Source organism: Chryseobacterium herbae (genome assembly GCF_025154075.1).
Taxonomy (GTDB): domain Bacteria; phylum Bacteroidota; class Bacteroidia; order Flavobacteriales; family Weeksellaceae; genus Chryseobacterium; species Chryseobacterium herbae.
This window is the reverse complement of record NZ_JAOAMU010000006.1, coordinates 241,432-256,681: the sequence shown is the minus strand read 5'-3', so window position 1 is coordinate 256,681 and position 15,250 is coordinate 241,432. Positions and strand designations below refer to the sequence as shown.

Genomic DNA, 15,250 nt, shown 5'->3' with positions numbered 1-15,250 from the left:
TTTTTTTTTTAATTTGTGAGGACCCCTATCTTCACTTTCTTTTTCTTTGGTTTCTTCTTTTTTCTGTTGATATAGATAATGAATCCAGTGATGGGAAGTGAAGCAGCAATCATGCCAGCAAAAAGGTATAAAATCCGGCCGGTCATTCCAAAGATGCTTCCTGTATGAAGGTCATAATTTCTTTCTCTTAGCGCAGTTCCATAACCGATATTTTTGTCTTTGTAAGATTGATGTTTTAGGATTTTCCCTGAGTATTGATCAAAACTAAACTGCTCATTCTGGTATTGCTTATCACCGTAGGTTACCTCAGCATAATACGTTCCTTCTTCTGTTTTTGGAAAGCTGATAAGTGCGGATTTTTTATCAACCAGGCTCTGTTCTACCCTGTTTCCGACCATATTCAAGATGTTTTTCTTGTCTGAATATTCTTCGGAAGGAATTGTGCTTTTAGCCTTCTGTTCGGTTTTCGTCTTTCCGTTCAGTGTTTTTTTAACCCATTGATCTACGTCTTCAAAGTTCCATATCAAGGCAGCGTAAGAAATAAGACATAAAGGAATAACGGCATAAAATCCTAAAACATTGTGCATGTCGTAATTAAGCCTTTTCCATTTGGCTGATGTCTTGATCATAAACATCCCTTTCAATGCCTTCTTATTCATTTTGCGTGGAAACCAGATGACCAGTCCTGAAAAAAGCATAACAGCCAGTATCAGTGTAGAATAACCGGTAATGGTTTTCCCAATCTTTTCACCCAATAAAAGTCTGCGGTGAAGATCCATCACGATCTCAAAAAAATCATTTTTTGCATTTTCTACCTCAAGAACCTGTCCAGTGTAAGGATCTACATACACTCTGTAATAATGAATATAAGAACCCCAATAGGTCAAAGCCTCTTTGTTCATTTTCAAAGACCGGAAAGCATAGCTTCTGGATGGATCTGAGGATATTTCTACCCTGCTTACCTTTAAACTGTCCGGAAGTGCCTGCTCAGCTTTTAGCTTAAGATCAGAAAATTGCAGTTTTTCTTTTTTTATGTTTTTGACGAAATATTTTTCAGGGTGTATGGCATGTTTCAGTTCTTTTTCAAAAGCGAGAATACATCCTGTCACCGCCATTATAACAACTATAAGCCCGGACGTTAGTCCGAGCCATAGATGTAATTGATATGCTGTCTTTCTGAGTATAGAATTCATATTAAAACTTAAGAGTAACCTCCGCAACAAAGTTACGAGGCATTTGGGCTACTACAACACCCTGCCCAGCGAAATACTGTGCATTTCCTAAATTATTCATTTTAAATCCTAGCCTGTATCTTTCTTTTTCAAGAGATACGGAAGCATTCACTAAAGTATAGGCCGGGAATATAAACTGTCCGGTAGCCACGTTGTCAACACTAATCTGTTCACCAACGCGGTTCACACCAAAACCTAACCCGAGACCTGAAAGTCCTTTGATTGGCAATATGTAGCTCACCCATGAATTGAATACATTAGCAGGACCTGAAGAAGACGGGCGACGGCCATCTACAGCAGCAGCAGCTTTTACAAACTTACTGTCGTTATAAGAATATCCTGCCATAATGTTCAGACCTTGAATAGGGTTAAGGATGGTTTCAATTTCGATCCCTTTACTTCTCTGTTCTCCGTCCTGAATCGTTACATTATAGGGTTTTCCGTCGCGATTCACAATATCTGCTCTTAACATATTGTCAACCAAAATATCGTAATATCCTACTGTGAAATTCACTCTGTTTCTCCAAAGATTTCCTTTGAATCCTACTTCCCACTGATTAGACCTCTGCGGTTTGAAATCTCCACTGTAGTCTGCAAGTGGCTGCGCAACCGGAACCACATTACTGAAGCCATTCATATAGTTGGCATATGCTGACAAATGATCTTTTAAGATCTGATAGGATAAACCAAATTTTGGAGATAACGCATTCTGATTGAAGGTTCCGGTATTCACATTAGTGTTTAGGTCAAGCTGACCCTTACTTTCATAATGATCAAAACGTAAACTAAGTAACGCAACCAAACGGTCTGTAATATAGATCGCATCAGAAATATAAGCTCCATATATGTTGCTTGATGCTGTATTTCTTACGAAGGGATTTTTATTCGCTTTGATTGCAAGCTCAGTAGCCTCTTGGATTCTTTTAAGCGCCAGGTCTTTGGATATGGCTCCATATGTCCCTGTCACCGCTCCTCCTACTGGAGCTGTAAGGTTCGTACCATCAATCTTGTCAAATGCAACAATTGGAGAAAGGTTATTATTCAAAGACTGGTTTAAATAATCTAACCCGATAAGAAGTTTATTTTTGATTTTCCCAATTTTAAATTCCCCGTTAAAGTTCTGCTGAAAACTGGTAGAGGCTCCCTCGCCATTCTGCCACTGTACATTACGTTCCAATATAGCATCATTATCATTTCCTCTGATAAACTGATACTGGTACAATCCCTCCGTTTTCCTATAGTTTCTTGAGATTAAAGTCTGTGAACTCCACTGATCTGAAATTTTGTAATTAACCTCAGCTTTTACATTGATGGAAGGTGCTTTTAAGCTCATATCGTTATTGGAATAAGACTTTTTCCAGTCAAATCCAAGTTCATCAGGCGTCGTAGCGAAAAATTTTCTTGTTCTGGGCAAAAAGATAATCGGTGTATTCGTTCCTTCATAGGTGTAAATCTGAGCTCCCAAATTAAACTTTAACCGGTCATCCACCTGGTAGCTGAATGTTGGAGCTACAAACATAGATCTTCTGAACTCTGAATCTCTGAATCCGTTCTGGTACTGATACGCGGCATTCAAACGGAATAAAGTCTTCCTTGAATCCGTAATCGGACCGTAAACATCAGCCGTCACACGGTTCAGGTTATAACTTCCCAAAAGATAAGAAGCTTCTCCGCCGAAATAATCTTTAGGTTTTTTCGTCACCACATTAATCAATCCACCAAAGGAATTAACCGCACCACCGTAAAGTGTTCCGGAAGGTCCTTTGATTACGTCGATACGCTCAATATCCGCAGGATCAATTTCTGAATTGGTGGTCGCAGGAACACCATCTACCATAGAAACTCTGGTAGGAAAACCTCTTAAATTGTAGTAGAAACTTCCGTCTCCCGCTCTACCTGCACTTCCCTGCATTTTCACAATACCCGGAACGTTTTTTAAAGCGTCTGACATATCATACACCAACTGCTCTTTCAGGATCTGCTGGTTGATACTTGTATACATTTGAGGATTTTCAATGTTTCTCAAAGGCATTTTAGAGATTGAAGTACTGTCTCTGTCCAGAAATTTATTTCTGCTGAACGCATATACCGTAATTCCTTCAATGACATTATTTTCTGTCTCAGGATAAATCACCGGAATTTCAAAGACATCTTTTTCAATACGGATCTGCTCACGCATCAATTCAATGTCATTTAAAACCACCTGAAGCGTATATTCTCCTGGCGGCACATTATCAAAATAGTATTCTCCTAAACTGTTGGTCTTAGCCTGATACGGCGTGTTGACTAATCTTAAAAGCGCATTCTTCACGGGCACTTTTTCAGACAACATGATCTTTCCGTTAACGCGTTCGTTCTGCTGAGCAGAAACAAAAAGAGGAAGACCGACAAGGAATAAAAGTAATATAGGGGTTTTAAATATTTTCATGCTGTAAGTTTTGTAACAGTGGGTAGTTTATTTTGCCGTTTTGTGATAATGGAAATGATTCTATGTGTTCGGTGTGTACATACTGCGGATTGATGCGTAGTTTATTCTTAATGGTTTCCTTAATGATCTCGGGATCAATCTCGGCATTGTTATACAGAACAATGATTTTTTTGTCATTGCCGTTCAGACAGACTACCGTATTTCCTTCCAGTTCATTCTTAAGGATAAACTCTACCTCATCCAGATTGAGACGGATTCCGAAAAGTTTCATGATGCGTTTGATTCTTCCTGTGATGTAATACAATCCGTTCTCGCCTCTTCTGCCTGTATCTCCTGTATGAAGAAGCTTAGGCTGTTCGTAAGTAGAAAGATCTTCAAGCTTGTTGGCATATCCACCGCTGATACTTGAATGCAAAAAGAGCAATTCATCCGTTTCAGAATCGATCTGGAGGCTTCCTCCGTGTACAGGAGTTCCGATAGAGGTTTCTTCTTCAAGAAGTCCGTCTGTCGTAAGATAAGCCATTCTTCCGCCTGCTTCAGTTTGTCCGTACTGGGCAAAGAACTGTTTATCGAACTCAAGGCAGTAATTGAAGAGGGTTTTTCTCAATTCAGCATTAATCACCCCTCCCGTATGGGTCATGTATCTCAGACTGGTGCTGTCTTTTCTGAAGAATCCGATTCTGTTCAGGTTTTCATACAGATACGGAACGCCTCCCAGCGTGCTGTACCCATACTCTTCCATTTCATCCCAGAATGCTTTCTGCATGATGTCTTTGTCCGTACAGACTATTCTTCCCGCACGCATACAGTTGGTGGTAAAAATAGAAAAACCGTACACGAAATTAATCGGTACGTTGAGCGGAACTACATCAGATTCCAGGATAGGCATGTATTGAAGGATGCTCACGGCGTTCTGATAAAGATTTTCATCTGAAAGCTTCACCAGCTTCGGAACTCCGGTGGTTCCGGAAGTACTCAACAGGATCTTGATATCAGGATGAATGGTCACTTCCGGCTGGTAATCTTCCTTAGCAAAGATTTTTACCGTTTCCGAAAACTCCTTTAACGAATATCCCTGAACCTCATCTCTTGAGGGATCAAAGATATATTTGGGACGGTATTCTGCTTCCAGACGTTCTTTAAATTCCGGATGCAGTTTCTGTCCTAAAACAGCAATGGCATGCGCGGTTCCATAGAAATTGAGAAGCACTTCAATGCTGGGTACCTGATTGTCATTGTACAAAAAGATCAATCCTTTTTCTACAGGATTGAGACCTAAAGACCGGTACAGGGTTCCAACCGGCGTGGAAGCACCGGTGGAAGCATCTGTAAACAACAAGTTCTTGTTGGCAATTACATTTTCTAAAATTTTCATATACTTAGTTTTCTACGAGTACATCGTATTTTTTCATTTTTTCGCGGATCTTTCCGACGGTTCCCATTTCAAGGATGTCGTTAAAGTCAAACTTGACACGGTAGAACTGCTCCAAAGCTTCTACAATAAGCAGATGCGACATAGAGTCCCACTCAGGAATTTCCTGATACGTAAGGTTTTCGTCTACCAATTCTTTTTTCACAGCGATTGCTGATGCGATAATTTCATAAAATTCGTCTGTTGTGTGCATTTTAAATTTTTATAGTTTTCCATTTACCATTTTTGAATATCATGAGGAACAGTACAGCCAGTACGATTTCCGAGGAAACAATAGCCGTAAATATTCCTTTCAGTTCCCATTGAAGCCTTACCCCAAGGAGGTAAGCCAAAGGAAGCTGAATCACATAGAACATGATCATATACAGCAGCGTTACCTGCATAATATTACCGGCCGCATTAAGCGCACGGCTGATCACCATTGTAAAACCGAGTAAGAGATAAGCCATAGACACCACATGGATGTACTGTACGGCGTATCTGGCTACCTCGGCTTCCTTGGTGAAGAACGTCACGACATATTCCGCAGCGAACTGCCAGAATATAGCTACGGCTATCAGATAGGTCATATTAATTCCTCCGGCTCTCCATACCGTTTTCTCTGCGCGGTCCGGATTTCCGGCTCCTAAATTCTGTCCTGTAAGAACGCCTGCAGCATTTCCTATTCCCCAGGCAGGCATCGTCGCAACAGAAGCAATTCTCTGCGCGATAATATATCCAGCAAGAGCAGTTGTCCCGAAGGTGGCGATGATTTTAACCATAATCAGCCAGCTTGAAGCAGGAATAATATACTGAACAAGCCCGCCAAAAGTAATTTTCAGTATTTTCTTAATTAAAGGCAGATCAAGATGAAATTTCACGAGGATATTCACACTGGTTTTGCGTGTAAGAAGAATAAAGAATTGATATAAAACCGCCAGTAACCGGGATAATATGGTAGCATAAGCCAGTCCCATTAATCCGTAAGCGGGAATAAAACCAAGTCCGAAAACAAGAATTACGGCAAAGACCATACTGGAGATATGACAAAGCCAAAGCGACTTCATCGCCAGATCCGCATCACCTGCTCCTCTGAAAAGACCATTGATAGACAGACGCAAAATCACCAGACCGATACTCAGAAAGACCAGTTTGGAAAAAGGGAGTCCGTTATCTACAATCCCTGTATTGAATCCAAGGAAACTGATGATCTCACCCGCAAAAAGGAATGACAGACCACCAATCAGTAATGCAAAAGCAGCAGCCAGCAGTATGATATAATGTGCTGTCCGGCTCATACCTTCCTGGTCTTTTTCTCCGGCTCTCCTGGCCGTCAGTGTTGCAGCAGCGATACCCAAACCAATGGCAATCGCATTGGCAAAATTGATATAGTTATCTGCAATTCCCACGAGTCCAAGGACCTTATCTCCTAATCTTGCAATAATTAAAAGATTGATACTGACAAAAACAGATTCCATCACGAGCTCCATCACCATCGGAATGGCAAGACTGAAGATAGAACGGTTGATACTCCCTGAGGTAAGTTCTACTTTTTTTCCCGCTAAAGCTCCGTACGCAAATACAGATCCTTCTTTTACAAGATGCAGAAACTTTCTCATACCGTCGCTACAGAGTTTTTATTCGCAATCTGATACAAAGGATTCGGCAGTGCACCGTCTTTTTTTGGAATAGCAAATGCTTTATTTTCACTGTAGCCGTTGTTTTTCAAACGAAGACTGTTGATGTAGAACCTTTTGAAGGTAGGAACATACAGGTCATATTTTTCATAACGCTCATTCAGATGAGGATTATGGTTTTTGTAGTTTTCTATACAGTCGTGAACAAGCGTCCAGAAGGTCTCTTCCTCAAAGTTGGAATGGGTATGCAGAACATTGGATAAATATCTGAAGAATGCATCAAAAACACCCAAAAGAATAGACAACGGAACATTTTCCTTGTTGGAAGACTGGATCAGTCCGTCTGCCAGATGATCAGGAAGTTTTTCCCTTGCTTCTGTAGTCAGGACAATATCATCCACAAAATCTTTGATCACAATTCTCTGTGGCACTCCGTTTTTCAATACGACCATAATGTTTTCTCCATGAGGCGTTACACAAAGAGAATGAGTGTAATAAATGTGAAGCAATGGCGTAAGATAAGCATCCAGATAATCCGTGATCCACTGTTGGATACTGATTCCTGCCTGTTCTGCAAAAGCCTGTACCAATGGAACTCCATTCTGATCTACAAAAAGCAGGGAAGCCATTGTAAACATTTCTTCGTCTTCCTGTAAATAATTGGACGCACTCTCGCGCCATAAAGCCCCAAGAAATTCATTATACTGATAAGGAACACCGGCAATTGCGCTGTACTGAGGGTGCAAATAAGCAATAGAAGCTTCTTCGCCTAAAAATATGGTTCCTTTTGTTTCAAGATAAGTATCGCCTTTGATCAACCCTTTTACCCAGTCTGTAATGGAAGGCGCAATTTTCATCTGCTTAGGCGACAGTCCTCTGATATTTCCTGTGCTTAAAATAGAAACAGCAGTTTTCAAGTATCTTTTTTCAGGATGATCTGTATTGAATAAAGTCCTGATGCTCTGTTGTGGACTGTAGATATCATTTCCTTCTCCTAAGAGTATTAGAATATCAGATGCGATATCACCTGCAAAGTGAATTTTCAGCTTATGTTCCCACTGCCACGGATGCACGGGAATTAAATTATAATCATCAGGAGATTTTCCGGAATCAATCAACCTTTGTTGAAAAGCCTGATACAATTCGTCTCCAATTTCAGAACGGTAAAATCCTTCCTGATCTATAGGGTCCAGCGACTGGAACGCTGACCTGTCCTTATGAGCAGCCAGCCACAACACTTTTAAATCCTCTCCCGCTTCCGGAGCAAACGTTTCAAGATCGGTAGGAGAAAATCCTAACCTGCTTTTATTTACGATCACCCAAGGATGGCCCGTCATCTGATGCTCTACCGTTTGATAGTTACTTGAGGCCAATTCTTTTGAAGACATAACGCCTCTAGATAAGATCAGTGCATCACAATATAACGTATGCAGCAATTCCTCGGTATATCTTGCTAACGTATTAGCATCTAAATCGAATACGGTCTGCATTTCAAGGAAGAATTGGGGAATATTCAGCGCTGAGGTGGGTACTCCATCCTCTATTTTCACGATACTTTCCGTATCAATATGCCAGTAGTCCATCATTCTTTCCTGTCCGCGGAAAACGTATTCTATAGTTTCGATCCCCGTTTCCAGTTTGAAGACCGTAAATCCGGCTTCATCCTCAGTAACAGCAACAGGTTTTAACCGTTCTTCATGCATTAACTCCGCAATCGTCTTGGCCATAAGGTCTCTGTTGGCCTGTAGCCAGATTTCCTGGCTGATTGTATTATTTTTTAAGTGGGTGTTCATTGTTCTGTTATATTTTGACAGTTGATACAGCAGCATGTTTCTCTACATCAAAATCCTGGAAAGCAATTTTCTTTTCGATTTTGTAATGTTCTCTTCCCAAAATGTCATTGATGATATAGGAATTACGGTAGGCCGCCATTCCAAGATCCGTAGAAATATAGCTATGGGTATGTACCTCTGCATGAAGCACATAGATTTCGCCGCCGTTATGGTCTATGGAATAATTTCTGTTGACCGCAAATAATCCTGTGGAATCTCTTTTAATTCTGGACTGAATATTTTTTAAGAAAGCAGGTTCATGATAACGGTATCCCGTTCCTACCACCAGATAATCAGCTTCCTGTTCGTAAGGAATCTCCTGCTCTAATTGGGTGAACTCAAGGGTTAAATTACCCGGATTGCTGTTGTCTACTCTATCCAACTGACTATTTGGTATGATCGTAAGGTTTGGATCAGCATTATCAATATTCAGGTCGTAGATGAAATCATAGATCTGGTTGATGAGGTCGTAATTGATTCCTTTAAACTGAGCCTGCTGCTTGCTTAATATTGATTTTCTGGCTGCTTCATCCCGGCTGTAGAAATAATCTACATAATCAGGAGAAGTTAATTCCAGCGTCAGTTTTGAGTATTCCATCGGGAAGAAACGGTCTGGACGTGAATACCAGCCCAATTGGGTATTTTCATCACGGCTTTGCAATAAATCATAGAAAACCTCAGCAGCACTTTGTCCTGAACCGATCACGGCAATTTTTTTACCCTGAGCTAAAAGTTCTTCCTTACGGTACAGATAAGAGCTTGTATGAAGAATTCGGGAATCATCTTTCGGAATAAACGAAGGAATGTGAGGCTGTGTCCCTGTTCCGAGAATCAGTCTTTCTGTTCTGAAAACTTCTGTTTCTTTAGTTTTGGTGTGAATGGTTGTGATTAAATACAGTCCGTCTTCATACACGATATCAACCACCTGCGTTGAAAAACGGCACTGTGGAAGCTGGCTCACCACCCATTGGCAGTAACGGTTATATTCTTTGCGCGGAATGAAAAAATCTTCCCTGATAAAGAATTTGTATAGTCTGTTCGTTTCTTTCAGATAGTTCAGAAGGCTTAAAGGATTCGTAGGATCTGCCATGGATACACAGTCGCACAGAAAAGGCGTCTGTAATGTTACATGGTCGATCATTAATCCCGGATGCCAGTCGAAACCATCTCTTTGGTCAAGGAAAAGGGTTCTTAATTCAGAAATCGGATTGGATAAAGCGGCAAGTCCCAAATTAAAAGGACCAATACCTATTCCGATCACGTTATATATAGTGTCGTTATTCATGTTCAGTGGTTTTTACGGTGAATTCTACATCTTTGTTTTGCGGGAATTTTTCCCAATACCATTCTCTATAGCAGAAATTAAGGTTGGCTTTTTTATGAGGCATTTCAATGACTTTATCTACTTTGAATCCGACATGCGCCTTGTTCATCATAGAAGCCAGAGAATCTACCGAGCCTTCCCCTACCATTTTTCCAACCTCAGGCTGGGCAAATACATAATCTACCATAGACTGTGTGGAAGGAGAAACGTATTTCTTCTTCGGATCTGTAGGAGCAATAAATTGGTGGGTTCCGTAATCGGTAGGCAGTACATCATAGTAATCGCCTACAATATCTCTGCATGGCCAGTATACCTCAATATTACATGTAGGTTCGCCATTGCTCATGACGATGTAGCTGTGTGCTTCATCACCTGGTAACATTAAACGGTAATAGGTTTCCAGCTCGTCAATCGGCCAGTTCATTTGCCAGATTTTGATTGCGTGTTCACGATTAAACCACTCATGAAGCATTTCCAGATCTTCATCCAGATCAACAGGTCTCATGGTAACCGTGACATCATCTTTCTGGAAATAGCGCTTAAAGAAAGCTTTCTTTCCTTTAGGCTGAATCAGTTGATCTGAGAAATAATGATAATGAAGAAGATTCGGAACTTTAGCGTAAGAAATCGCTGCTGCACTGGTGATTCCATCGATTTCATTAGCAACCGCCTTAAAATTGGTTTTTGTTCCCCAATGACGGTTTTCAAGTGCATAACGCGTAAAATCTGAAGGCATTTCCTGATGAATCTGCTCAAACTGGTTATGCAGAATATTAATCAGTGTTCTTTCTTTCACCCATCCCGTTTTTCCTAATGACGCCACCAATGCTGAAAGATTACTCACCAGAACATGGTAAGAGATAATATCTAAAAGACGTTCATCCCTGATGAAAAGATCTTCAATCTCAGGATACGTTTTGGAAAGCTCCGCATACTGTTCTCTTGCACTTTCTCTTAGCAAATATCCCTGTGCATCTCTTACAAAAAGAGTCTTTGGCAGCAACTGATCATCCAGTTGGATTAAAAGATTCTGTTGGTGTGCTTCAGGAGCCATGCCGTATTGGCTGTATAAATGGTTTAAAGGAGCAATCAGCAGGTGAATATATTTTGCAAACCAAATGGTAACCGATTCTTCCGGACTTGTTCCCATTTTCTCAGAAACATCTGTAAAGAATTTCTGGATAAAATTCTGCCCGTCTGCAGGCTCATCCTGGCACAGTCTTGCTAAAAGAAGTATCTTATCTTCCGGCTGGAATGGATTTTCGCGGACCAAAAGATTAAGGCTTTCAATATTTTTATCCTGATGATAAACACCTAATGTTACAGGTTCCAAAAGCAGTTTGAACTGATTGAAATCCTTTTCAAATGCTGCGCCTGCATGTTTTCTCCATAAAGCTGATGCATAGCCTCTTTTTAAATCTTTCTCCGTGTTGATCCTTATCGATCCTGTTAAAAGAACATTTAAAGAAAACTTAGGCATCCACGGAATATGAGGACTGTACATACTTCTGATGGAAGAGGTTGAATAAAATTCTTCCCCAAAAGTCCCGATATGGATTAAAGTACGGTCTTTGATCATTTCCGCCCCTTCTTCGATGGACAAAAGATAAGTCGCTTCCCATGGATGACAAGGAACCGTATAGAAATCAGAAAGTTTTTCGCCTTCGTTAAGATATTTCTGTTCAAGATCTTCCGGGAATGAAACCATACTCTTCAGAAATTCGCTGTAAGGCTGTTCTAAAACCGACTGCTCCTGAACACAGCTTTTGTGCACCAGAAAATACTCCAGCTGAATCCCTTTATTGAATTCCGGACCGTACAGAAGCTGTTCTTCTCTGGAGAATCCCATTCTCGCTTTTGTGAAAGGATGAAGATTGTGTCCTACAGGAAGCTGTTGTTCAGATTCCAGGAAAGAATATGTCAAAGCATCTTGATCCTGTAAACCTTCTTCCATGATCATTTCCAGATTTCTTAAGCTGCTGTGAATTCTTTTCGTAAATAATTCAAGGCCTTTTTCGCTGAACTGCTCAGAAAGTTCGCGGTATACCAATTCAGTAAGCTGATCAACATCCGGTTCAAAAACCTTCTGGCTTTTATGATCAACCACCCATAAATACGATCCATAATTGTGGAAAGCACTTTCGGAACGGTAAGAAACCGGAGCGAATAAAAAGATCTCGCTTTTCTTTAATTCAAATCTGATATGCAATGGATATGTACTGTTTTCCAGCACCTGAGCCGTAAGCATGTCATATTTCGGAACTCCCTGATAAAACTTTCCGTTTCCAAGCTCACGAAGCATTCCGTTGAGCAGGATTCTGATCGTAATTTCCTGTGCTTTTTCCGTAAGCTTAGTTTGCTGTATCAAAGTCTTCTCCATGCGATTTGATTGTATTTAAAATTTGGTGAACATCTTCTGTTGTGGTGATCGGGTTCAGGAAAGTAAATTTCAGGTAGAAATTTCCATCTACTTTGGTACTTGCCACCAGAATTTCCCCGCTGTAGAAAAGCTTCATTTTGATATGCTGGTTCAAAGCATTCAGGTCTTCAATATCAGGTCTGATATAACGGAAAACCAGAACGCTCAGGTCCGTGTCGGAAAGCAGTTCGAAGTGAGGATTTTCAGTGATCATAGACGCTACATCTTTGGTAAGGTCTATCACTGTGTCTGTATATTCTGAGAGCTGTTCTTTGCCCATCATTCTTAAAGTAAACCACAGTTTCAGTGCATCGAATCTACGCGTACTCTGGATAATGGATTTGTTGATCTGTGCAGGAATTTCCTCTTCATCCATTTCTGCAGGATTCAGGTAGTCTGCGTGGTGTTTCAGGATTCTTAATTCCCTTTTGTTTTTAACGATGAATGCACTGCTGCTGATGGGCTGGAAGAAAGATTTATGATAATCTATCGTCACCGAATCCGCTCTTTCGATACCGTTTAGAAGGTAACGGTACTTTTCGCTTAATAATAAAGCACATCCGTAAGCCGCATCTACGTGCATCCAGATGTTGTATTGCTCAGCAACATTGGCGATATCTTCCAGTGGATCTACGTTTCCGAAGTCTGTAGTTCCGGCCGTAGCTACAATTCCGATAGGAATATTTCCCATCTGCTCTTCTCTTTTAATATATTTCTTCAGTAAAGCGATGTCCATGCAGAATCTTTCGTCTGTAGGAACTTTCACGATACTTTTTTCGCCCAATCCCATGATTGACGCATTCTTTAAGTTGCTGAAGTGAGATTTATCTGAAACAAAAATTCTAAATCTGCTTGCTTCCTGTGGAAGACCATCCAGTTTAATATTATGGTTATATCTCTTCTGGGAAAAGCAGTCACGCATCATCACAAGCCCCATCAGATTGCTCTGTGATCCACCTGCTGTGAAAACGCCGTCGCTTGTTTCTGCATTGTATCCTAACTGCTCTGCGGTCCAGTCGATCAGTTTTCTTTCCATGAAGGTTCCTCCTGCACTCTGGTCATAAGTATCCTGTGAAGAATTGATGGCACTTACAAGGATTTCTCCTGCCAATGCAGGAATAACGATAGGACAGTTAAGGTGTGCCACATATTGTGGAAGGTGAAAAGCAGTCGCATGCTTTACATATATAGTATCTACCTCTTCAAGTAGCTCCTGGTATGAAGATAGTTTTTGATTAAGGTCTATCTGCTGTACCATGCCTTTCATTTCTTTGGCTTCTATTCCGCTGAAGGGTTTGTCATTTCTGTGAAGAAAAGTTCCTACAAGATCTAAAGTTTCTTCGACAGCGGAACGATAATGATCATAGTTGTCAGTATGAAAAATATTTCCAAAATTCCCCGAAATGTGAGGTAAGGAGGCACCCAGGATCTCTCCGGCGGGCATTTGATTGTTGTTCATATGGTATTTGTAAGGTGATTTTTTAAATCAATAAGTTGTATGAAGTCTGTATAGTATATAGGTGTATATACTTGATTGTCAAGTTTTTATTTTTTGCATTTCTTCAAGTTTTTTTTTGATGATTGATAAATTATTCCTAAATTTGAACCGTCTATTGTTATTTAGAATAATTAAAAACAAATATAAAAATTATATTAACACACCAAATATTTTTTTAATGAATTCGCTAGAAATTTTAGATAATGACAGTATTACTGCGGTAAAACTGCTTCCGAGAGTCATTGAGATCACCTCTCAGGAAAGAAGAATGATACAAGATGCGGCGGTGCATCTTCAGAGAAAGTATGGCAACTATGAAAATAGAGACTTCATTACCCACGTTCATCAACTGGCCTCTTATTTTTTGCCGGAAAGAATTCTACATATAGCCGCTGATTTTGCCAGCGACTTCTCAATACATCAATATGGAGCTCTGGTATTCAGAGGGTTAATGGACATAGATCAGGAAAATATCGGAAATACACCACCGAACTGGCAGTCAGCAGACTACTCTAAATTCAATATCTATGGTTTTGCGTGTGCCTTGATTCACGGAGCACTTCCATCCAAACCTGTACAATACTATTCTCAGCGTAAAGGCGGAGGATTAATGCATGCCATCATCCCGGACGAAAAAATGAGAGAAACACAGACAGGATCGGGATCTGCAACAGACCTTTATGTACATACGGAAGATGCCTTCCTGAAACACCAGGCAGACTTTTTAAGCTTTATGTATATCCGTAATGAAGAGCAGGTACCTTCTACTCTATACTCTATCCGTTCTCACGGAGCTATCGGCGAAAATTTCAGACCTCTTTTCGAGCGCATGTATAAAATACCGAAAGATGCCAATTTAGAGACCGGTATGGAGGAAGAAGAGAAACTGGATGCCGTGTTGTACGGTAATTATGAACTGCCTTTTATGAGGTTTGATGCTGCAGAACAGCTATTCAACCCAAGCATTAAGCAGACTGATGATGCCCACAGCCATCTGACAGAATTCTGGGAAGAGGCAAGAGATCTGATTTATTCAGGTTTCACGCCACAGGCCGGAGATGTCATATTGGTGAATAACCATTTATGTGCCCATGGAAGATCCGCTTTCCGTGCCGGAGTAAGAAATATCGACGGCGTGGAGCACAAATGTCAAAGGAGAATTATGCTACGTATGATGAGCAAAGTGAGCCTGATGGAAATGAGAGCCCACACGCTTACAGAAGACCCGTTCTTTGTTATTGAAGAACATTTGGGTAAAAACTTTGAAAATATTTAAAATGTTTTATTAGATATTTATTTGATAATAATTATGATGGATCCTTTTAAGCCTTGTGCTTAAGAGGATTTTTTTTAACCTGGAAAAAATATGTAAACCATTAAGAGCATTTAAGTTTTTAAGATGATTAAGGTGATTAAGGTGATTAAGGTGATTAAGGTGAACTTCGCTTTTTTTAATATGTGGCTTAAAA

10 protein-coding genes are annotated in these 15,250 nt (G+C 40.4%); 1 reads left to right on the top strand and 9 read right to left on the bottom strand.

Annotation, left to right across the window (positions count from 1 at the left end):
• Positions 1–8 precede the first annotated feature (8 nt).
• Genes N0B48_RS18425 through N0B48_RS18385 form a run of 9 tightly spaced genes read right to left on the bottom strand, consistent with a single transcriptional unit; the run spans position 9 to position 13,742 of the window.
• Positions 9–1,193, bottom strand: a complete 1,185-nt coding sequence (locus tag N0B48_RS18425) for a PepSY-associated TM helix domain-containing protein (RefSeq protein ID WP_259840426.1) — start codon at positions 1,191–1,193, stop codon at positions 9–11.
• A 1-nt stretch (position 1,194) separates the two neighbouring features.
• Positions 1,195–3,660 (bottom strand): TonB-dependent receptor, encoded by a 2,466-nt coding sequence (locus N0B48_RS18420; protein ID WP_259840425.1) that lies wholly within the window; start codon positions 3,658–3,660, stop codon positions 1,195–1,197.
• The gene (locus N0B48_RS18415; RefSeq protein WP_259840424.1) at positions 3,647–5,035 is read right to left on the bottom strand and encodes an AMP-binding protein; all 1,389 of its coding nucleotides are present in this window, start codon (positions 5,033–5,035) and stop codon (positions 3,647–3,649) included. Before N0B48_RS18415 ends, N0B48_RS18420 begins: the two co-directional genes overlap by 14 nt.
• 4 nt (positions 5,036–5,039) lie before the next feature.
• A complete protein-coding gene (locus N0B48_RS18410; RefSeq protein ID WP_062646915.1) occupies positions 5,040–5,285 on the bottom strand; it encodes an acyl carrier protein in 246 nt (81 codons plus the stop codon).
• Between the two features lies 1 nt (position 5,286).
• Complete coding sequence (locus tag N0B48_RS18405) at positions 5,287–6,690, bottom strand: MATE family efflux transporter (RefSeq protein WP_259840423.1); 1,404 nt, start codon at positions 6,688–6,690, stop codon at positions 5,287–5,289.
• Entirely contained in the window at positions 6,687–8,501 is a 1,815-nt protein-coding gene (locus tag N0B48_RS18400) for an IucA/IucC family protein (protein ID WP_259840422.1), read from the bottom strand. The genes N0B48_RS18405 and N0B48_RS18400 overlap by 4 nt, the downstream gene beginning before the upstream one ends.
• 7 nt (positions 8,502–8,508) lie before the next feature.
• Positions 8,509–9,825 carry a lysine N(6)-hydroxylase/L-ornithine N(5)-oxygenase family protein gene (locus N0B48_RS18395; RefSeq protein WP_259840421.1) on the bottom strand — a complete coding sequence of 439 codons (1,317 nt, stop codon included), beginning with the start codon at positions 9,823–9,825 and terminating at the stop codon, positions 8,509–8,511.
• Positions 9,818–12,244 (bottom strand): GNAT family N-acetyltransferase, encoded by a 2,427-nt coding sequence (locus tag N0B48_RS18390; protein WP_259840420.1) that lies wholly within the window; start codon positions 12,242–12,244, stop codon positions 9,818–9,820. The genes N0B48_RS18395 and N0B48_RS18390 overlap by 8 nt, the downstream gene beginning before the upstream one ends.
• Positions 12,216–13,742 (bottom strand): pyridoxal phosphate-dependent decarboxylase family protein, encoded by a 1,527-nt coding sequence (locus N0B48_RS18385; protein WP_259840419.1) that lies wholly within the window; start codon positions 13,740–13,742, stop codon positions 12,216–12,218. The genes N0B48_RS18390 and N0B48_RS18385 overlap by 29 nt, the downstream gene beginning before the upstream one ends.
• Positions 13,743–13,959: 217 nt before the next feature.
• Here N0B48_RS18385 and N0B48_RS18380 point away from each other — a divergent pair, with 217 nt between their 5' ends.
• Positions 13,960–15,057 carry a Fe(II)-2OG oxygenase family protein gene (locus N0B48_RS18380; RefSeq protein WP_259840418.1) on the top strand — a complete coding sequence of 366 codons (1,098 nt, stop codon included), beginning with the start codon at positions 13,960–13,962 and terminating at the stop codon, positions 15,055–15,057.
• Positions 15,058–15,250 lie beyond the last annotated feature (193 nt).